18 protein-coding genes are annotated in these 18,835 nt (G+C 65.2%); 10 read left to right on the top strand and 8 right to left on the bottom strand.

The annotated features are described in order from the left end of the window. Positions 1-178: 178 nt before the first annotated feature. Positions 179-1,864 (bottom strand): methyl-accepting chemotaxis protein, encoded by a 1,686-nt coding sequence (locus RAD15_RS14765; RefSeq protein ID WP_458178565.1) that lies wholly within the window; start codon positions 1,862-1,864, stop codon positions 179-181. Between the two features lie 250 nt (positions 1,865-2,114). Between RAD15_RS14765 and RAD15_RS14760 the strand changes: the two genes are divergently transcribed. The 6 genes from RAD15_RS14760 (at position 2,115) to RAD15_RS14735 (ending at position 8,376) form a co-directional block, all read left to right on the top strand. Beyond that, positions 2,115-3,158, top strand: a complete 1,044-nt coding sequence (locus RAD15_RS14760; RefSeq protein ID WP_458178563.1) for a C-terminal binding protein — start codon at positions 2,115-2,117, stop codon at positions 3,156-3,158. An 86-nt stretch (positions 3,159-3,244) separates the two neighbouring features. After that, a complete protein-coding gene (locus tag RAD15_RS14755) occupies positions 3,245-4,594 on the top strand; it encodes an ABC transporter substrate-binding protein (protein ID WP_458178561.1) in 1,350 nt (449 codons plus the stop codon). A gap of 137 nt (positions 4,595-4,731) precedes the next feature. Then, positions 4,732-5,688, top strand: a complete 957-nt coding sequence (locus tag RAD15_RS14750) for a carbohydrate ABC transporter permease (RefSeq protein WP_458178559.1) — start codon at positions 4,732-4,734, stop codon at positions 5,686-5,688. Further along, positions 5,681-6,580, top strand: a complete 900-nt coding sequence (locus tag RAD15_RS14745; protein WP_458178557.1) for a carbohydrate ABC transporter permease — start codon at positions 5,681-5,683, stop codon at positions 6,578-6,580. Before RAD15_RS14750 ends, RAD15_RS14745 begins: the two co-directional genes overlap by 8 nt. A 131-nt stretch (positions 6,581-6,711) precedes the next feature. Next, the gene (locus RAD15_RS14740) at positions 6,712-6,894 is read left to right on the top strand and encodes a hypothetical protein (RefSeq protein ID WP_458178555.1); all 183 of its coding nucleotides are present in this window, start codon (positions 6,712-6,714) and stop codon (positions 6,892-6,894) included. Between the two features lie 126 nt (positions 6,895-7,020). Further along, the gene (locus tag RAD15_RS14735; RefSeq protein WP_458178553.1) at positions 7,021-8,376 is read left to right on the top strand and encodes an esterase-like activity of phytase family protein; all 1,356 of its coding nucleotides are present in this window, start codon (positions 7,021-7,023) and stop codon (positions 8,374-8,376) included. 48 nt (positions 8,377-8,424) lie between these two features. Here RAD15_RS14735 and RAD15_RS14730 read toward each other — a convergent pair whose 3' ends face one another. The 6 genes from RAD15_RS14730 to RAD15_RS14705 all read right to left on the bottom strand — a co-directional run bounded on the left by RAD15_RS14730 (position 8,425) and on the right by RAD15_RS14705 (position 13,826). After that, positions 8,425-9,252 carry a TonB family protein gene (locus tag RAD15_RS14730; RefSeq protein ID WP_458178551.1) on the bottom strand — a complete coding sequence of 276 codons (828 nt, stop codon included), beginning with the start codon at positions 9,250-9,252 and terminating at the stop codon, positions 8,425-8,427. Next, positions 9,252-9,698 (bottom strand): TonB system transport protein ExbD, encoded by a 447-nt coding sequence (exbD, locus tag RAD15_RS14725; protein ID WP_458178549.1) that lies wholly within the window; start codon positions 9,696-9,698, stop codon positions 9,252-9,254. Before exbD ends, RAD15_RS14730 begins: the two co-directional genes overlap by 1 nt. A gap of 3 nt (positions 9,699-9,701) precedes the next feature. Next, the gene (exbB, locus tag RAD15_RS14720; RefSeq protein ID WP_458178547.1) at positions 9,702-10,478 is read right to left on the bottom strand and encodes a tonB-system energizer ExbB; all 777 of its coding nucleotides are present in this window, start codon (positions 10,476-10,478) and stop codon (positions 9,702-9,704) included. A gap of 36 nt (positions 10,479-10,514) precedes the next feature. Continuing rightward, the gene (gene hutX / locus RAD15_RS14715) at positions 10,515-11,024 is read right to left on the bottom strand and encodes a heme utilization cystosolic carrier protein HutX (RefSeq protein ID WP_458178545.1); all 510 of its coding nucleotides are present in this window, start codon (positions 11,022-11,024) and stop codon (positions 10,515-10,517) included. 24 nt (positions 11,025-11,048) lie between these two features. Further along, positions 11,049-11,381, bottom strand: a complete 333-nt coding sequence (locus RAD15_RS14710; protein ID WP_045002782.1) for an antibiotic biosynthesis monooxygenase family protein — start codon at positions 11,379-11,381, stop codon at positions 11,049-11,051. A gap of 96 nt (positions 11,382-11,477) precedes the next feature. Continuing rightward, positions 11,478-13,826 (bottom strand): TonB-dependent hemoglobin/transferrin/lactoferrin family receptor, encoded by a 2,349-nt coding sequence (locus tag RAD15_RS14705; protein WP_458178543.1) that lies wholly within the window; start codon positions 13,824-13,826, stop codon positions 11,478-11,480. Between the two features lie 262 nt (positions 13,827-14,088). Between RAD15_RS14705 and RAD15_RS14700 the strand changes: the two genes are divergently transcribed. Genes RAD15_RS14700 through RAD15_RS14685 form a run of 4 tightly spaced genes read left to right on the top strand, consistent with a single transcriptional unit; the run spans position 14,089 to position 17,141 of the window. Further along, positions 14,089-14,292, top strand: a complete 204-nt coding sequence (locus RAD15_RS14700) for a hemin uptake protein HemP (protein WP_458178541.1) — start codon at positions 14,089-14,091, stop codon at positions 14,290-14,292. Between the two features lie 7 nt (positions 14,293-14,299). Beyond that, positions 14,300-15,250: a heme/hemin ABC transporter substrate-binding protein gene (locus RAD15_RS14695; RefSeq protein WP_458178539.1), complete on the top strand. Its 951-nt coding sequence runs from the start codon at positions 14,300-14,302 to the stop codon at positions 15,248-15,250. Beyond that, positions 15,247-16,338: a FecCD family ABC transporter permease gene (locus tag RAD15_RS14690; RefSeq protein WP_458178537.1), complete on the top strand. Its 1,092-nt coding sequence runs from the start codon at positions 15,247-15,249 to the stop codon at positions 16,336-16,338. Before RAD15_RS14695 ends, RAD15_RS14690 begins: the two co-directional genes overlap by 4 nt. Continuing rightward, on the top strand, positions 16,335-17,141 hold the full coding sequence (locus RAD15_RS14685) for a heme ABC transporter ATP-binding protein (RefSeq protein ID WP_458178535.1): 807 nt from the start codon (positions 16,335-16,337) through the stop codon (positions 17,139-17,141). The genes RAD15_RS14690 and RAD15_RS14685 overlap by 4 nt, the downstream gene beginning before the upstream one ends. On the opposite strand, the gene RAD15_RS14680 is transcribed toward RAD15_RS14685, so the two are convergent. Then, positions 17,138-18,820 carry a mucoidy inhibitor MuiA family protein gene (locus RAD15_RS14680; RefSeq protein WP_458178533.1) on the bottom strand — a complete coding sequence of 561 codons (1,683 nt, stop codon included), beginning with the start codon at positions 18,818-18,820 and terminating at the stop codon, positions 17,138-17,140. The genes RAD15_RS14685 and RAD15_RS14680 overlap by 4 nt on opposite strands. Positions 18,821-18,835: the final 15 nt, after the last annotated feature.

Genomic DNA, 18,835 nt, shown 5'->3' with positions numbered 1-18,835 from the left:
AGACTGGTCCGCGCCAACCTCATGCAGCGCCGCCGTATCGACAGCTTGCTCCAACCACCCACGATCAGCCAAGATCAGCCCCAGATGTGCCTAAGTCTGGCTCAAACCTAAACCGGACACCCGTGGGACAAGCCCGGGCATGACGCGGTCGTTGATAGCAATGCTCGTGCGTTCAGCCTTACGCCGCGCGCACCTTGGCGAGGAAGCCGTCGACGGCGCTGCGCAGCGCGCCGGACTGGTTGTCCAGCTCGCGGGCGTTGGTGAGCACGTCGGTGGCCGCGCTCCCGGTCGCTTCCGCGGCCGAGGTGACGCTGCCGATATGGGCGTTGATCTCGCTCGAGCCGGCCGCGACCGACTGGATGTTGCGGGCGATCTCGCGGGTCGCCTCGCCCTGCTGCTCGATAGACGCGGAAATGCCCGCGGTGATCTCGCTCATCTCGGCGATGGTCTGGGTGATGCCGGCGATGGCGGAGACGGCGTCGCTGGTCGAGGTCTGCATCGCCGCGACCTGCGCGGAGATTTCTTCGGTGGCCTTGGCGGTCTGGTTGGCGAGCGCCTTGACCTCGGAGGCGACGACGGCGAATCCGCGGCCGGATTCGCCGGCACGCGCGGCTTCGATGGTGGCGTTGAGCGCGAGCAGATTGGTCTGCGCCGCGATCGAATGGATCAGCTTGACGACCTCGCCGATCTTCTCGGCGCCGGAGGAGAGCACCTGCACGGTGGCGTTGGTGCGCTCGGCGTCGTTGACGGCGCGGCTCGCCACTTCGGTCGAGCGCGTGACCTGGCGCGAGATTTCCGCAACCGAGCTCGACAGCTCTTCGGCGGCAGCCGCGACCGTGCCGACATTGCCGGACGCTTTTTGCGAGGCAGCGCCGACCGTCGCCGCACGCGAGGAGGCGTCGCTGGCGGTTGCGGTCATCGACTGCGCGGTGCTCTGCATGCCGGCCGCGGCCGAGGAGACCGAGCGGACGATACCGTTGACGCTGCGTTCGAAGTCGCTGGCGATGCCTTCCATCGCGCTGCGGCGTTCCGCCGCGGTACGATCTTTGGCATCGGCCTCGGTCCGCTCGATCTCACGGATGCGGACCGCGTTGTCCTTGAAGATCTGCACGGTCGAAGCCATCGCGCCGACTTCATCGCCGCGGCCGACGCCGGGGATGTCGCCCTCGAGCTTGCCGTCGGCCAATTCCTTCATGCGGGCGCCGAGCAAAGCGAGCGGGCGGCTGATGCTGCGGCCGATCAGCCAGGCAACGCTGCCGGCAACGATGACGATGCCGAGCATGGCAAGGCCAAGCAGCCAGAACACCGGACCCATCTTCTCGTCGATGTCCTCGAGATAGGCTCCGGTGCCGAGATACATCTCGAAACCGGGGACCGCGACGGCGTAGCCGAGCTTGCGGATCGGCTTGTCCTGGCCGGGCTTCATATATTCGTAGAACAGCAGGATATCGCCGTTCGCCTTGACCCCGTCCATGATCTCGCGCGACAGCTTGCGTCCGTTGGTCTCCACATCCATGCGGTTGGCGCCGATCTGTTTCGGATCGGGCGCGAGCTGCGTGATGCCGTCATAGCTGGTGCCGAACAGATAGCCGGACCCCTTGTCGTAGGTCATGGCATTGCCGTAGCGACGGAGTTCGGCGAACGCGGCGTCCTTGGTCATTTCACCGGCATTGACGCGTTTCATCAGCGTTGCCGCGTAGTTGCGGGCCAGCTCGACGATCGCCTTGGTCTGGTCGATGCGCGCATTCACCATCTCGCGCTTCATCAGATAGCCGGCAAGAACACCGGAGATGCACAGGCCGAACAAGGTGACGCCGACAAGGATGCCCAGCTTGGGTGCGATCTTCAGATTGCTCAACTTCACGGGATGCTCCGGCAATAATGGGGTACAGGCGCGCGACCAGATCGTTCAAAATCGAATCAACTTTTAGGGTGGGAGCCTTAGCAAGTTACTTACGTGCCTCCGTAGAAGCCCTGACGCAGCCGCAGAAACCGGCAATTTATCGCCGGGCCGGCAACCGGGAATTGTACGCGACGGCATCGATTTCGCGTAAAAGACGCAAAGGCCCGCGCGAAGGCCGGGTCACAACAAGAAACCAAATCGGGAGCAGGACATGCCGAAATACAGGGTGGTGACGCCGAAGGGCGCGAGCTTCACGGTCGCGGGCAGCGATTATTCCTACGAGCGCGAGGCGCTCGATCCGATCGATGCCGAGATCGTCGAGGCGCCCGCCGACGAGGCCGCCTTCATCGCCGCCGCGAAAAATGCCGACGCCATCTACGCCAAGGGCATCCCGATCACCAGGACCATCATCGACGCGCTGGAGAGCTGCAAGGTCATCACGCTCGGCTCGGTCGGTGTCGACAGCGTCGACGTCAAGGCCGCCACCGCCCGCGGCATTCCCGTCACCAACATCCCCGACACCTTCATCGAGGAGGTCGCCGATCATGCCATGATGCTGCTGCTCGCGGGCTTCCGTCGCCTGGTCGAGCAGGACCGCATGGTGCGTGACGGCCGCTGGGCCGAAGGCCGGCCGGCGCTGCTCAAGATTCCCAGGCTGATGGGCCAGACGCTCGGCTTCATCTCGTTCGGCCGCGTCGCGCGCGCGGTCGCGAAACGCGCCGCACCCTTCGGCCTGCGCATGATGGCCTACGATCCCTTCATCCAGGAAACGCTGATGTACGACCTCGGCGTCATCCCAGCGACGCTGAACGAGGTGCTGTCGCAATCCGACTTCGTCTCGATGCACGCCCCCGCAAGGCCCGAGGTGCATCACATGCTGACCGAGAAGCACTTCCGGCAGATGAAGAAGGGCTCGGTCTTCATCAACACCGGCCGCGGCGCCACGGTGGACGAGGAGAGCCTGATCAAGGCGCTGCAGGAGGGCTGGATCGCACACGCCGCCCTCGACGTGCTGGAGAAGGAACCGCCCTCGCACAACAATCCCATCCTCGGCATGGAGAACGTGACTCTGACCGCCCATGTCGCCTCCGCCTCGGCACGGTTCGACGAGGCGCGCAAGCGCCGCGTGGGCTACGAATTGTCACTGGTGCTTCAGGGCATGTGGCCGGTAAGCTGCGTCAACCCGTCGGTGCTGCAGAACACCGCGCTCCGCCGCTGGCAGCCCGTCAGCATGGATCGCGGACCGAACAGCTAGGCGGCCGGCGTTCAAGCGCGCCGAAGACCGAAACGGCCCTTCACCGGCGATCAACGCCGGGAATGGAACATCATAGGGAGGTACTGATGAGGAACGACGTCACACGTCGTGATGCCTTGGCGCTGGGCCTGTCCGCTGCAACGCTCGCGGCCACCGGTGCTGCAGCGCAAACACCATCCCAGATCAAAGCCGCCGAGGTGGCCGCGCCAAAGCTCGCCATCGAGAAAGGCGCGTCCTTGCGCATGCTGCGCCCGGTGCGGTTCGTCCAGGCCGACGAGGACGTGTTCCGCGCCAACGCGGCAAAGTTCACCAAGGAGACCGGCGTCGAGGTCAAGGTCGACTTCGTCGGCTGGGAAGACATCAACCAGCAGACCGCGGTGACCTCCAACTCCGGCGCCGGCCCCGACATCATCGTCGGCTTCTCCGACGCGCCGCACATCTATGTCGACAAGCTGATCGAGCTCACCGACGTCGCCGATTATCTCGGCAGGCGCTACGGCGGATGGCTGCCGCTGGCGCAGAAATACGGCAAGAAGAGCAAGAGCGAGTCCTGGATCGGCCTGCCGTTCGGCGCCACCGCAGGTCCCCTGATCTACCGCAAGTCGATCCTGCAATCGGTCGGCTTCGACAAGGTGCCGGAGGATCACGCCGGCGTGCTCGACCTGTGCCGCAAGCTGCACAAGGCCGGCAAGCCGGCAGGCTTCGCACTCGGCAATGCCAAGGGCGACGGCAACGGCTTCGCCAACTGGGCGCTGTGGTCGCACAACGCCTCCCTGCTCGACGAGGAGGGCAACGTCGTCATCAACAGCAAGGAGACGATCGCCGCGCTGAACTGGGTCAAGGAGCTGTACCCGACCTTCATCGCCGGCACGCCGTCGTGGAACGACGTCAGCAACAACCGCGCCTATTCCTCGCAGGAGATCTCGCTGACCGCGAACGGCGTCTCGTTGTACTTCTCGCTGAAGAACGATCCGGCGACCAAGGCGATCGCCGAGGACAGCGAGCATCAGCTGCTGCCCAAGGGCCTCGCGAAGATCTCGCCGATGGCGGGCCTGACGCTGAACGCGATGGTCTTCAAGCACAGCCAGTATCCCAACGCCGCGAAGGCATTCCTGCAATACATGCTGGAGAAGGACCAGTACGAGCCCTGGCTCAACGCCAATTCCGGCTACTGGTCCCAGCCGCTGGCCGCCTATGCCGAGGCCAAGGTCTGGAGTGAGGATCCCAAGGTCAGGATCTTCAAGGACACGATGAACAGCACCTATTATGACGGCTACAAGGGCCCGATCTCGACGGCGACCGGTGCCGTCAGCGCCGACTACGTGCTGATTCAGATGTGCGCGTCGGTTGCAACCGGCGCAGCGACGCCGGAAGCCGCGGCCGCGGAAGCCGAGCAGCGCTGCAAGCGGTACTTCAGGCGACAGGCGGCGAAGTAACGCCCGATGACGCGGCCGTCATTGCGAGGAGCGAAGCGACGAAGCAATCCAGACTGCAACTGCAGAGACAGGCTGGATTGCTTCGCTTCGCTCGCAATGACGGCGTGTTGAATTTCACAGACAGGACAACGCCAATAATGTCCGTGACCACCCTCTCGTCTTCCGCCCTGGCGCAGCGGCAGCCAAACTGGCTGGTGCGGCTGTTCGACTACAAGCCGTTCCTGATCGTGATGTGCCTTGCGCCCGCGCTCGGCCTGCTCGCCGTCTTCCTCACCTATCCGCTGGGGCTCGGCCTCTGGCTCGCCTTCACCGACACCACGATCGGGCGGCGCGGCATCTTCGTGGGCTTTGAGAACTTCCAGTACCTGCTCACCGATCCCCTGTGGTGGAACGCGGTGTTCTACAGCGTGTTCTATACGGGGATCGCGACCTTCGGGAAGTTCGCGCTCGGCTTCTGGCTGGCGCTGCTGCTCAACAACCACTTCCCGTTCAAGAGCCTGCTCCGCGCCATCGTGCTGCTGCCATGGATCGTGCCGACCGTGCTCTCGGCACTCGCGTTCTGGTGGATCTACGATCCGCAATTCTCGATCGTCTCCTACCTCCTGGTCGACGTGCTGCACTGGCGGTCGAGCAATATCGACTTCCTCGGCTCGCCCTGGCCGGCCCGCTTCTCGCTGATCGCCGCCAACATCTGGCGCGGCATTCCCTTCGTCGCAATCTCGCTGCTGGCGGGGCTCCAGACCATCTCGCCCTCGCTCTATGAAGCCGCGATGCTCGACGGCGCCAGCGCCTGGCAGCGCTTCCGCTACATCACCTTCCCGATGATGATGCCGATCCTCGCCATCGTCATGACCTTCTCGATCATCTTCACCTTCACCGACTTCCAGCTGGTCTACGCCATCACCCGCGGCGGACCGGTCAACTCGACGCACCTGCTCGCAACGCTGGCGTTCCAGCGCGGCATCGCCGGCGGCGAGCTCGGCGAAGGCGCGGCGATCGCGGTGTCGATGATCCCGTTCCTGGTGTTCGCGACGCTGTTCTCCTATTTCGGCCTGGCGCGCCGCAAATGGCAGCAGGGAGAGGCCAATGACTGACACCGTCGCGCAACCGGCCGTCGCCGACGCCAAGGCCGCACCCGACACCATGGCCTGGGATTCCGGGCTGCGGCGGCTGATGATGATCTATCTGCCGCTCGGCTGCTTCGTGCTGATCCTGCTGTTTCCGTTCTACTGGATGGCGATCACCTCGTTCAAGCCGAACGCGGAACTGATGAACTACAAGGACCACAATCCGTTCTGGATCTCGTCGCCGACGCTCGCCCACATCAAGCACCTGCTGTTCGACACCGCCTATCCGCGCTGGCTCAAGACGACGATGCTGGTCGCGATCGGCTCGACCACGCTGTCGCTGATCGCCAGCACGCTGGCTGCCTATGCGATCGAGCGCCTGCGCTTCCGCGGCAGTCCTTATGTCGGCCTCGGCATCTATCTCGCCTATCTCGTGCCGCCGTCGATCCTGTTCATTCCGCTGGCGACCGTCGTGGTGCAGTTCGGCCTGTTCGACTCACCGCTTGCCCTGATCCTGGTCTATCCGACCTTCCTGGTGCCGTTCTGCACCTGGCTCCTGATCGGCTATTTCAAGTCGATCCCCTACGAGCTCGAGGAATGCGCGCTGGTCGACGGCGCCACGCGGCTGCAGATCCTGCGGCGGATCACGCTGCCGCTCGCGGTGCCCGGCCTGATCTCGGCCGGCATCTTCTCCTTCACGCTGTCCTGGAACGAGTTCATCTATGCCCTCGCCTTCATCCAGAGCGGCGCCAACAAGACCGTGCCGGTCGCGATCCTGACCGAGCTCGTCACCGGCGACGTCTACCAGTGGGGCGCGCTGATGGCGGGCTCGCTGCTCGGCTCGCTGCCGGTTGCGGTCTTCTATTCGCTGTTCGTGGACTACTACGTGTCCTCGCTGACCGGCGCGGTAAAGGAATAGCCGAGACCAAGCCTTTGGGGTGATCGGGGGCGCCATACCAAGAGCGCCTTCGCGCTTCCGCGACGTCTTTACACCCGAGGATCTCCTGCATAGGCTCCGGGGCATTGTTTATTCTTTCCGGAGCATTTGAAATGAAGACAGTCGCTTTGATCGTCGCCGCGATCCTGATTCTCATCCCTGCCTCCACCAGCGTGCAGGCTCAGACCGCAAGCTCGACTGCAACCAAGAAGGACGCCAAGCAACCGCAGGCCAAAAATCTTCCCCGATGCAGCCGCGCCATGCAGATGGCCGGCAAGCCGTGTTACGGCGGATAACGCTCGGCGAACGGACAATGAGGCCCGGGCATCGCGCCTGGGCTTTGCCTGCGGCGTTTGGCCCGGTTTCACAAAACTGCAACACGCTGACAGCATAAGGCGTGCGTCCGCCAACAGGAGACGCACATGCGCGCGATTTTTCTCAGCTCCGTCGCAACGATCATTCTCACCGCGAGCACGGCGCTCGCGCAGAGCGAAGGTGAATTCCCGGCCAAGCTCGCCGGCCACGTGGTGATGCCGGCCGCAACGTTCATCGACGCGCCCGCCGATGTCCCCGCCGATCTCAAGACATCAGGGAAATACACCACCGGCAAGCGCGTCGACGCGCTGGGCACCGTGATGGGCAAGTCCTTTGAGCGCGCGACCGGCGTGTCGCTGCCGTTCAAGGGGCAGCCGCTGCAGGGCCATTCCGGCATCAAGACCATGCCCGACGGCAGCTTTTGGGTCATCACCGACAACGGCATGGGCGCGCGCGCCAATTCGCCGGACTCGATGCTGTACCTCAACCGCTACAAGATGGATTGGGCCGGCGGCAAGATCGAGCGCCTGGAGACCATCTTCCTGCACGATCCCGACAGACGCGTGCCTTTCCGCATCGTGCACGAGGACACCGAGAGGCGTTACCTCACCGGCTCCGACTTCGACACCGAGGGTTTCCAGATCATCGGCGACACCTTCTGGATCGGCGACGAGTTCGGCCCCTACATCCTGAAGGCCGACAAATCAGGCAAGATCCTGGGCGTGTTCGAGACGGTTGCCGACGGCAAGCCGGTGCGCTCGCCGGACAATTGGGCGGTGGCGACCCCGGGCGCTCCGGGCGCGACCTACACCAACGTCAACCTCCGCCGCTCCAAGGGCTATGAGGGCTTTGCCTCGTCCAAGGACGGCAAATTCCTCTACGGCCTGCTCGAGGGCCCGCTGTGGGACGCCGAGAAGAAGGACTGGGAGAAGGTCGACGGCAAGGAAGCCTCCCGTATCCTCGAATTCGACGTCGCCGCGGAAAAGTTCACCGGCCGCTACTGGCAGTACGTGTTCGAGCAGAACGGCAACGCCATCGGCGACTTCAACATGATCGATCAGGCCTCCGGCCTCATCATCGAGCGCGACAACGGCGAAGGCACGGCCGACAAGGCCTGCCCGCAAGGCACCCGCGGCGACAACTGCTTCCCTGATCTCGCCAAGTTCAAGCGCGTCTACAAGATCGAGCTGACCGAGGCCAATGTCGGCAAGCCCGTCCGCAAGATCGGCTATATCGATCTGATGAAGATCAGGGATCCCGACAAGAAGGCGACGAAGCCGCTCAATGACGGTGTCTATACCTTCCCGTTCTTCACCATCGAGAACGTCGACCGCGTCGACGACACCCACATCATCGTCGGCAACGACAACAATCTGCCGTTCTCGTCCAGCCGCGATCCCAACAAGGCCGACGACGACGAGTTCATGCTGCTCGAGGTCGCCGACTTCCTGAAGGCGAAGTAAGCCGACGCACTCTCCTCCTCTCCCGCTTTGCGCGGGAGAGGAGTTCGGTCACCTCCCGAAGATCACCGGGATGTTGATGGGGACCGTCGCGTATGTGATCTCGGGTGGCATTGCTGGAAATGGCTGGGCCTGACGCATCATCGCCGTGGCCTGGGCGTCGAGCGCCGCAACGCCCGACGATCCGCTGACGCGGTTGGACAGAACCTGGCCGCCGCGACCGAGCGTGAAGCTCAGCCTGACGACACCTTTCTGACCATTGGCACCTGCCGGATATTGATGGAAGCGCATGAGGTGCGCGCGGACGCGCTGGTAATAGGTCGCCATTGCCGAAGCGACCGCGCCCGCACTCACGGCGGAGGCCAGTGGAGCCTGGCGCTCCGCACGCGGCGGCGCGCTGGTGCGGGGGGCGGGCGGCGCCTCCGACGGCTTCCGGGCGTCCGGGCGCACCACCCTGGGCTTCACCGGAGCCGGCTTCTCCACGGGCTCGACTTTCGCAGGCTCGGGCTTGGGCGGGCTTGGCTCGAGCTTCTGCTCGGGCGGCGCCACCACGTCCGGCTTTTCCTGCGGCGGCGTCGGCGGGATCATCTCCTCGAGGGTTTGCTGCTGCACCGACTCCGGCGGCGACGCATCCGCCTGCTGCATCAGCGGTCCTGGCGCGATATCGAGCGGCGTCGCCTGCGGCGCCGATGTCTCCGGCGTCATGTCGATGAGGATCGCCGGCATGTTGACGCCCTGGTCCGGCACCTGCTGCAGCCAATTCATCGCGAGCAGCGCGGCGGCAAGATGCAGCGCCACGATCACCATAGCCGATACGCCCCAGCGCGCGGTTTCGCGCTCGCCAAGCGGTTCGTGCAGGGCAAAGGCGTTCGCAGACATCAGTTGTGTCCGTCGAGGCCGACGAGGGCGACCTTGAGGTAGCCGGCATTGCGCAGGGTGTTCATCACCTCCATCAAGTCGCCATAAGAGACCGCCTTGTCGGCGCGCAGATAGATTCGCTCGTCCTTGCGGCCCTTGGTGGCGGCGTCGAGCGCAGTGACGAGACCCTCGCGGGCCATTGTGTCCTCGCCGACAGCAATTGTGAGATCCGGCTTCACCGTCACGAAGGTCGGCTTGTCCGGCCGCGGCTGCGGCTCGGCCGCGGTCGCCGGCAGTTCGACGCCGATGTCGACGGTGGCAAGCGGCGCGGCCACCATGAAGATGATCAGGAGCACGAGCATCACGTCGATGAACGGCGTGACGTTGATCTCATGGGTGACGTCGAGATCGTCGAGGTCGCCGCGCTTGCGCGACAATCCGGTACGTGCGCCGAGCTTCACGGCCATGGCCTACTCCGCCGCCCGCGCCAGACGAAACTCCCTGTGGTCGCGCTGCCGGCTCACCAGCAACATGAGCTGCGCTGAGGCGTCCCCAAGCAGCGCACGGTAATTGGCGATGCCGCGGACCAGATGATTGTAGATCACGACCGCCGGGATCGCGGCGACGAGGCCGAGCGCGGTCGCGAGCAGCGCCTCCGCGATGCCGGGCGCGACCACGGCGAGGCTCGTGGTGTGGCTCTCGGAAATGCCGATGAACGAATTCATGATGCCCCAGACCGTGCCGAACAGGCCGACGAACGGCGCAGTGGCGCCGATGGTGGCGAGCACGCCGGTGCCGCGCGCGATCTGCCGCGACATCGCGGCTTCGACCCGTTCGAGCCGCAACGCCACGCGCTCCTGGAGGCCGTCGTCGAGGACGCCGCCGGAGAGCTCGGCCTCTTTCGCGCAGGACTGGATGAGCTGGGCTACGGCGTCATGCGCATCGCCAATGCGCTCTGCCGCCTCCGCCAATTTGATATTGCCCTCGAGCGCGCGCGTGCGTTGCAAGGCAAGCGCGCCCTTGCGGCGCAGTTCGATGGACTTGGCGAGCCACACCGTCCACGTCACCAGCGAAGCGATGGCCAACCCCACCATCACCGTCTTCACGACGATGTCGGCACCGAGGAACATGCCCCAGGGCGACAGATTGCGCGGCAGCAGCGCCTCATCGATCGCGAAGGCCGGCGCCGGCGTGAGCGCCAGCGCGATTGTCACGATCACCTGCCCAAGCCGAAAATTGCCCTGCATCCTGATCTCCCGACGGATTGAAGGAAGTGGGGGAAGCTACGCGACAGCCGCGATCCGGTCCGCCAACGGCCGGAACCGCGCCAGCTGGTCGCCACGCAGCGCCCGGGTCTCGTCGCGGCCGACGAACACCTTGAACATGATGCCGCCATCAGCGTTGACGAAGGCGACGAAGGCCGACGTCTTGCCCATGAAGGGCCGCTCGACGAAAGCAACGGCCGCGCAGCGCTCATGGCGCAGATGGCCGTGCAATCCCTTCGGCTGCATCAGGTTGAAATAGCCGCGGCCGATCTCGCCCGCGGGAATGCTGCCCGTGAATTCGAAGATCGCGTCATCGGTGTGCACGATCAGCGTGACCTCGCCCCATTGCGCGATGTCCTGCATCGCAGCGGCGAAATGTTCGCCGCCACCAACGCGCACCATGGACGATGGCAGCGCCTCGATCACCGCACGCGGCGAGACCTTGCGCTCCCGCGCAACGTCCTCGATCACCGCGCCGGGATTATCGGCCATATAGGCCCTGAGTTCGGCAAGATCGGTGCTCAGCATGTCCGGCTCCTTTCGTGCGCCGCCTCAGGCGGCCGCGGCCTTGCGTTCGCTCTGGATCACCTCAAAGCCCTCGAACTTGGGATGACCGAGATAGAGACTCTCGCCGGTCGGATTGTCGGCGCGGGCATGGGCGCGACGAAATTGGTCCGAGCGCGTCCAGGCCTCGAACGCCGCCTTGTCGACCCAGGTGGTGTGCGACGAATAGAGCGTGTGGTCCTCGGCCTCCGGGCCCTTCAAGAGATGAAACTCGACGAAACCCGGCATGCTGCCGAGATAGGATTCACGGGTAGCCCAGACCGTCTCGAAGGCAGTCTCCGCGCCCTTCTTCACCTGGAAACGATTCATAGCGATGAACATAAAAGTCTCTCCTTCTGATCAAGACGAAAACGCGCCGAAGCCGCGCTGGAGCATCAGCGCGGCCCGGCGAAATTAGCGGTGTTGCGATGCCTGCGCTTACGCACCTCCGAAATGGATCTTCATGCCCGCCTTGTAGACCCTGCCCGGTCCCGGGCTCGACCACAGCACGTCATTCTGCGTGGTGCCGTCAGCCGAGGTGCCGGGAATGGCGTAAGGCCGGTAGTACTGGTTCAAGAGATTGTCGATCGAGGCCGAGAACACGATGTCCTTGGTCGCGTTGTAGGTCAGGTACAGGTTGACCAGCTCGTATCCGGTCGCCGGCAGATAGCCGGCGGGCACATCGTTGTTGGGACCGAACGAGGCCCACTGCGCCGTCAGGATCAGCGTGCGGTCGAGCAGGCGGACACCACCGGTCGTAACGACCTTGCGCGGGGTGATGGTCGCGAGCCCGACATTGGTTACGGCGTTCTTACCCTGGATGTAGTGGCCGGCGACACCGACGAACCAGTTGCCGGCATCGTACATCGTCTCCGCTTCGAAGCCCTGGATGCGGGCCTGCGCGATGTTCTGATACTGGTAGAACTGAGCGAACGAGCCAACTCCCGGGAAGAACGTGAAGCCGAACGGGACGAGATCGATGTAATCGCTGACGTCGTTGCGGAACAGGTTGATCTTGCCGCGGAACGAGTCGGATGCGGTGAAGATGTTGTCGTATTTCAGGTTGATGCCGACTTCCTTGTTCTTGCCGACCTCGGGACGCAGGTTCGGGTTGGGCAGGAAGCAGAAGATGCCGCTGGTGCCATCGGGACAGACAAAGAAGGCCGGTCCGCCACCGGTCGCATGCGCGCCGGAAATCACCGTCTCGGTGATCGACGGGGCACGATAGCCTTCTGCGTAGCTCACATAAGGCTGGAATCCCGGAACCGGCGTCACGCCGAGAGTGATCTTCGGCGAGAAGCGGTCGCCGCTGCCGTTGGTCTTGCCCGATTCCAGATCGTAGCGGTCGTAGCGGATCGCGCTCACCGCCTCGAACCAGGTGCTGTAGTTCTGCTTCAACTGAAGGAATCCGCCCGACACGGTACGGATGCCGCTCGGCGTGGTGATGTTGGAGTTGCCGCGGCTGTCGGTCGTGATCACATCGTCCTGGAAGGCGTCGACGCCGACGGTGAGCGCATTGCGCCAGTCACCGACGTTGAATCGCGTGGTGTTGTTCGCGTCGATACCGTACGTGTTGAGGACATAGCCACGCTTGTCGCCGACGCAGCCCGAGACGTTGTTGCCGAAGCCGCCGTTGCAATAGGCCGACGGCGCCGTACCGTAGTGATAGGTCTTGGTCTGATCGTTGTCGGTGCGATTGCCGTAGACCGACATGTGCCAGTCGAACAGATTGTCACTCGGCAGCGCGTAATTCCAGGTAATGGTGCCGGTGTAGTTCTTGGCGTCGGACGCGTAGACCGACGAGCCGCGATTCAGCGCAATCAACGCCGGGCTCGTGGTCGGACCGCGATTGAACTGGCCGATGTCGTATTGATAGTCTTGGAAGACGGCGCCGAACTTGACCTCGTGGCCGAGGGCAGGACGCACCGTGAGCTTCATCAGGCCGCTTTCGACCTGATTGCCGGTATTGCCGATCTCGGTGCCGTTACCGTCCTTGTAGTTGCCCTGGGTGCGGTAGACCGCACCGCCGAAGATATCGACGTCGGGCGTGGCGCGTACGCCGCCGAACACCGAACCGAGGCCGCGATTGTTGTTGGAGCCATAGGAGCCCGAGAGATCCACGCCCCAGCGCTCGCCGGGGCGCAGCACGTCCTCGATGTCCTTGGTGCGGAACGAGACGAGGCCACCGATCGCACCGGAGCCGTAGATGTTGGCGGTCGGTCCGCGCACGACGTCGACGCCGCCGACCAGTTCGGGATCGAGGAAGAAGGAGCCGCTGGCATTGTGACCAGTGCGCTGATAGTTCTGCCGCGCGCCGTCGACGACCACCGCGACGCGCCCGAACTCCTGCAAGCCGCGAATGTTGATGACGGTCGCGGGATCGTCGCCGCGCTCCTGGAACGACACGCCGGGAATGGCGTAGAAAACATCCGACAGCCGGTTGGGCTGGAGCCCCTGGATCTTTTCGAGCGTCACGGTGCTGACCGGCGCGAGCGAGTCGATAGCGCGTTCCTCGATCTTCGTTGCCGCAACCGTAATCGCGTCCAGCGTCTGAACGGGCGCGGCGCCGCCGGCCTGCGCGCGGGCGTTCATGGCCTCGGGCGTTGCCTGCTGCGCAACTTGCGGCTTGGCCGGCTTGCGCTTGGCCTGCTTCGGCCGTTCCGACGACGCACTCTCAGCCTGCGGCGACGCAGTCTGCGCGAGACCACTCTCCGTCATCACTGCCGCAAATGAAACCACCGACGCGCCCAAAATCAGGGCGCGCGAATACCTAGCCCCGTCAGCCATATCAGCCCCAGCCTGCACTTCACTCTAGTTTTTTAGGTCGTTTGGCTGGCGTGCGTTCGCAAAGCGAACGACTGGCTGGCTGATCTTCTTAAGGAGCGGACATGCCGCCCGCTGCCTTAATTGGTTACGTGGCAACACTCTGACGGTCAATGACATCAGGTTGCAGTTTATATCGATTGTAAATTGCTGCCGTTGGAATGCGCCTCGCGCCGCCTATACAAACAAGCAGCATCTGAAATTTCGAAAGCGCATCGCACCACCAATGTCAGCAGCGTCCGGAGACGGCAGCGACGCGGCTGGGCCGACACAAAGCCCTTCCGCAGCAACGAGAACCTTGACCATGCGCGGCAGCCGGATCGACAGCCGCGAGCTGTTTGCGGCCGAGCGCGAGATCATCATCGCGCATGGCGAGGACAGCTATCGCCTCCGCCTGACCTCGCAGAACAAGCTGATCCTGACCAAGTGAACCTGCAATGACATTTTGTCGCACCTTCACCCATCTCCTGCTCGCCGGTACGGTCGCGCTCGCGTCCGCCGCGCACGCCGCCGGCGTCACCGTGCACGACGCGCGCAATCGTGATGTCGCCATCGCCGACTTTGCGCGCACCGTCTCGATCGGCGGCGCCATCACCGAGATCCTCTATGCGCTTGGTCTCGAAAGCCGGCTGGTCGGCGTCGACACCACGAGCCTTTATCCGTCGGCGGCGCTGCACGACAAACCCAATGTCGGCTACATGCGCCAGATCTCCGCGGAGGGCGTGCTCGGCCTCAACCCCACGCTGATCCTGGCGATCCAGGGATCGGGCCCGCGCGAGACCATGGACATCCTGGAGACGGCGAAGGTGCCGCTGGTGCTGGTGCCCGAGACCTTCTCCGAGGACGGCCTGATCGAGAAGATCAAGCTGGTCGGCCATGCCATGGGCGTCGATGCGCGCGCCGATTGCCTCAGCGCCGCGGTCGGCGCCGATCTCGCCCAGCTCCGCACGCTGCGCGCCAAGGTGGAAAGGCCGGTGCGCGTGATGTTCGTGATGTCGCTCCAGAACGGGCGCGCGATGGTGGCCGGTCACAAGACCGCGGCCGACGAGATCATCCAGCTTGCCGGCGCTGCCAATGCCGTCGACGATTACGACGGCTACAAGATCATCGGCGACGAGGCGATCGTGGCGGCCAAGCCCGAATTCGTGCTCTCGATCGAGCGCGGCAGGGATTCGCTGCAAGCCGATGCAGTCTACACGCATCCCGGCTTCGCTCTGACGCCGGTTGCGGCCAACAAGAGCGTCATCACGATGGACGGGCTCTATCTGCTTGGCTTCGGGCCGCGCACCGCGGCAGCGGCGCGCGATCTCTCCGTCAAGCTCTATCCGGCATTGGCCGAGCGCGGCGCTTTCACGTCGGCTCTGTCGGCGGCGAATTGCCGGCAATGAGCGTGGCGATCGGGACCGAAGGCGATAGCCCGCGGCCACGCGCCCGCGCAGGGTGGCGGTCCGCGACGATCGCCATTCCCCTTCTGGCCGCAACGCTCGGGGCCATTGCCATCGTCGCGCTGACGGTCGGCGCGGCCGGCATCCCGCTCTCACGGCTGCCTGCCGCGCTGGGCTTGGCCGGAGAAAGCACGGCCATGACGGCGCGCGATCAGCTCGTGCTGTGGTCGATCCGCATTCCCCGGATCGCGGCGACCGCGATGGTCGGCGGCCTGCTCGCCGCGGCCGGCGCGATCATGCAGGGACTGTTCCGCAATCCGCTCGCCGATCCCGCTCTGGTCGGCGTCTCCAGCGGCGGCGCGCTCGCAGCCGCAAGCGCGATCGTCTTTACGGATTCCCGCTTCGGCGAGGCGCTGCGCTTCCTCCAGACCGAGCTGTTGCCGCTCGCGGCCTTCGCGGGTTCACTGGCAACGACCGCGATCCTCTACGGCATCTCGAGCCGCTCGGGGCGAACCTCGATCGCGATCTTCCTGCTCGCCGGCGTCGCCATCACCGCCATCGCCAACGCCGGCATCGGCCTGCTCATCTTCATCGCCGACGACCGCCAGCTCCGCGACGTCACCTTCTGGCTGCTCGGCTCGATGAGCGGCGCGACCTGGACCAAGGCGGCCGTGCTCACCCCGGTCCTCCTTGTCGGGCTCGCGGCCTGCACCTTCGTCGCACGCGGCCTCGACCTGCTGGTGCTTGGCGAGGCCGACGCCTTTCACGGCGGCGTCGACGTCGAGCGCCTGAAGCGCATCTCGATCGTCATGGTGTCCGCCATGACCGGCGTTGCGGTGTCGATCAGCGGCGTGATCGGCTTCGTCGGCATCGTGGTGCCGCATCTGCTCCGCCTCATCATCGGGCCGGCGCATCGCCTGCTGCTGCCCGCCTCGGTGCTGCTCGGCGCTATCCTGATGGTCGGCGCGGACACGCTGGCGCGCACCATCGTTGCCCCCGCGGAAATGCCGATCGGCATCTTGACCGCGGCGGTCGGCGCGCCGGTCTTTCTGGGCATCCTGCTGCGGCAGCGCGGGCTCGCCTCGCTATGAGCGCGTTGATCGAGGCGCGCGCCCTGAGCAAGCGCGCGGGCCGCGCGACGCTGCTCGACGGCGTGAACCTGACGGTCGCGGCCGGCGAGATGGTCGCCATCATCGGCCCGAACGGCGCCGGCAAATCGACCCTGCTGCGGCTGCTCTCCGGCGATCTCCGCCCGAGCGAAGGCGAGGTGCGGCTGCAGCAGCGCGACATCAGCAGCTTCACGCCGCGCGAGCTTGCCGCCCGCCGCGCCATGCTGTCCCAGCATATCAACGTCACCTTCCCCTTCACGGTCGAGGAGATCGTGCTGATGGGCGCCGGCGATCGCGGCCTGCGCGATACGGGCAGGCTCGTCGATGCCGCGCTGGACGAGGTGGGGCTTACGCATTTCCGCGGACGACAATTGCCGACGCTGTCGGGCGGCGAGCAGCAGCGCGCCCATTTCGCCCGCGTTCTGGTGCAGCTCGCCTGCGGCGAGGCCGGGCACGGACCCGGGCTATTGCTGCTGGACGAGCCGACTTCGAGCCTCGATTTGCGTCACCAGATCGACCTCGTCGAGGCCGCGCGCCGCCGCGCTGGCAGCGGCACGGCCGTGATCGCGATCCTGCACGACCTCAATCTCGCGATCCGCTTCGCCGACCGGCTGGTGGTACTGAACGGCGGCCGGCTCGCCGCCGACGGCCCGCGCGCGGGTGTCGTCACGCGCAAGACCATCCGCGACATCTTCGAGATCGACGCTGTCGTGCATCAAGGCGACGACGGCGTGCCGTATGTGCTGCCGCAATCGATGCGCGCGGCGCCGGCGGCGGGAATTTAGCCCGCCGGCGTCATGACGATGCCTTTGTCCTTGGGCCAGCGGATGCGCCAGGCGAACTTGATCTCCTTGATCTCGCCGGGTTTTGCGTCGAACGCCCATTCCAGCACGCCGCGCTTGTCGCGCAGATTGGTGATCGTGGGCGGCGTGGTCGAGGACAGCATCTCGACGCCGATATCCTCGTTCTCGCTGACCGGAAGCTGATCCTCGATCGCGATGCGGATCGGGAAGTCGTGACCGTTGCGAACGACGGTGCGGAACGAACGCGAGTCGGTCTTGGAGGACGCGATCACGCCGGCCGTGCCTTCGTTCTGCCTGATGACGGTGCGCTCGATCTTGATCTTGTCGTCGGCGCCGAAGCCGAGCCGGATCGCGTCGTTCCGCGCGGCGGTCGAGAATTTGCTGCGGCCGACGAACGTGCCGTCGCGGAAGATCGCGACCTTGCCGGGCAGCAGATTGGTATCCTCGGCGAGCTTGAATGACGCCTCGAGGTAAGCGGTGGGATCCACGACCGGGGCAGCTCGGATGGCGAGGTCAGGCGTCACCGTCATGGAGGAGATGAGCAGGCTCTTGGCGCCCTCATTGGCGCCGAGACTGACGCGGCCGCTGATCTGATACACGGCCTGGAAATCGCCGATCTCGGCGTTGGCCTGCTGCTCGTCCGCGCGCTCACGCAGTTCGGGCTCCGCCGCTTTCGCCATCGCCGGAGATTGCGCCTGCCGCATCATCGGCTGCGCGGGCGCGGGCATCGCCATGTCCGACGCCGTGCCCAATGCCAGCGGCTTCGGCAGTTGCGGATACCTCACAACCAGCGAATTCAGCTCCGGCGCGCTGCCGCCGCGGCCGATACGGACGGTGGAGACGCCGAGCGTGACATTCGACCAGTCCTCGCCGGTCGATTGCGTGACCTCGGCGCGGCGGACCAGTTCGAGCTGCGGCTTGCGGTCCTTGGCGCCGGTGTCGAGCCGGGCGTCGTAGAGCGGCATCCAGCGCGCATTGCGCACCGCATAGGTCACGCGCAGCGTCGCCTTGGTCGCGGCGGCCGAGGCGACGTCGATCCGCACTTCCAGCTTGCTCGGCGGCTTGGCCGAGCGCTCGGCTTCGAGCTGCGCGATCTGGCGATCGATCTCGCGCTGTTTTCGCGTGGCGTCGCGGATCGTGGTATCGGCGGTCGCGATCTCCTCGGCGACCGCGGCAAAGGCCGCGCGCCATTCGGTGATCGGCCGGGCCTCACCCTTCTCGCCGAGGCCGGCGGGCGACGTTTCGGCAAAGTGCTGAGCGAATTTGCGCCGGGCGGCCGCCGAGTCGATCGCTCCTTGCAGATCGGCGCGCTGGTCCTTCAGCGCTTCGATGCGCTTGTCGATCTCGGGGAGGTTGACCGGAGGCGCCGCGCGCGGCGGCCGCGCATCGATGGTGCCGATGGTGAGCTTGGCGCCCGCCTCGCCTTCGACGCGAAGGGAGGACGGATCGAGCGAGAGCGGAAAGTCCTTGGCGATCAGCGTGCTGTCACCGGAGGCGAGGTCCAGCGCGATGACGCGCGTAATGGTGGCGCCGTCGGGATAGACGGTGACGGTGTCGATGGCCGATGTGGCGTCCACGTCGGCGGCCCACGACGGCAACGCCGCTGCATTGGCCACCAGGACCAGGCTCGTCGTTGCCAGACATTTTGCGATGATGCGCACGAAATTCCTCCCTGC

Source organism: Bradyrhizobium sp. 14AA (genome assembly GCF_054185205.1).
Note: the sequence above shows the minus strand (reverse complement) of the source record. Positions and strands in the feature narration are given on the sequence as shown.

Excerpts from the sequence above, each read along its gene's own strand:
- RAD15_RS14735 (WP_458178553.1), top strand. The coding sequence starts at position 7,021 with ATGCGCGCGATTTTTCTCAGCTCCGTCGCAACGATCATTCTCACCGCG.
- exbB (WP_458178547.1), bottom strand. The coding sequence starts at position 10,478 with ATGCAGGGCAATTTTCGGCTTGGGCAGGTGATCGTGACAATCGCGCTG.
- RAD15_RS14730 (WP_458178551.1), bottom strand. The coding sequence starts at position 9,252 with ATGTCTGCGAACGCCTTTGCCCTGCACGAACCGCTTGGCGAGCGCGAA.
- RAD15_RS14705 (WP_458178543.1), bottom strand. The coding sequence starts at position 13,826 with ATGGCTGACGGGGCTAGGTATTCGCGCGCCCTGATTTTGGGCGCGTCG.
- exbD (WP_458178549.1), bottom strand. The coding sequence starts at position 9,698 with ATGGCCGTGAAGCTCGGCGCACGTACCGGATTGTCGCGCAAGCGCGGC.
- RAD15_RS14760 (WP_458178563.1), top strand. The coding sequence starts at position 2,115 with ATGCCGAAATACAGGGTGGTGACGCCGAAGGGCGCGAGCTTCACGGTC.
- RAD15_RS14750 (WP_458178559.1), top strand. The coding sequence starts at position 4,732 with ATGTCCGTGACCACCCTCTCGTCTTCCGCCCTGGCGCAGCGGCAGCCA.
- RAD15_RS14745 (WP_458178557.1), top strand. The coding sequence starts at position 5,681 with ATGACTGACACCGTCGCGCAACCGGCCGTCGCCGACGCCAAGGCCGCA.
- RAD15_RS14685 (WP_458178535.1), top strand. The coding sequence starts at position 16,335 with ATGAGCGCGTTGATCGAGGCGCGCGCCCTGAGCAAGCGCGCGGGCCGC.
- RAD15_RS14710 (WP_045002782.1), bottom strand. The coding sequence starts at position 11,381 with ATGTTCATCGCTATGAATCGTTTCCAGGTGAAGAAGGGCGCGGAGACT.
- RAD15_RS14700 (WP_458178541.1), top strand. The coding sequence starts at position 14,089 with ATGTCAGCAGCGTCCGGAGACGGCAGCGACGCGGCTGGGCCGACACAA.
- RAD15_RS14690 (WP_458178537.1), top strand. The coding sequence starts at position 15,247 with ATGAGCGTGGCGATCGGGACCGAAGGCGATAGCCCGCGGCCACGCGCC.
- RAD15_RS14695 (WP_458178539.1), top strand. The coding sequence starts at position 14,300 with ATGACATTTTGTCGCACCTTCACCCATCTCCTGCTCGCCGGTACGGTC.
- RAD15_RS14740 (WP_458178555.1), top strand. The coding sequence starts at position 6,712 with ATGAAGACAGTCGCTTTGATCGTCGCCGCGATCCTGATTCTCATCCCT.
- RAD15_RS14755 (WP_458178561.1), top strand. The coding sequence starts at position 3,245 with ATGAGGAACGACGTCACACGTCGTGATGCCTTGGCGCTGGGCCTGTCC.
- hutX (WP_458178545.1), bottom strand. The coding sequence starts at position 11,024 with ATGCTGAGCACCGATCTTGCCGAACTCAGGGCCTATATGGCCGATAAT.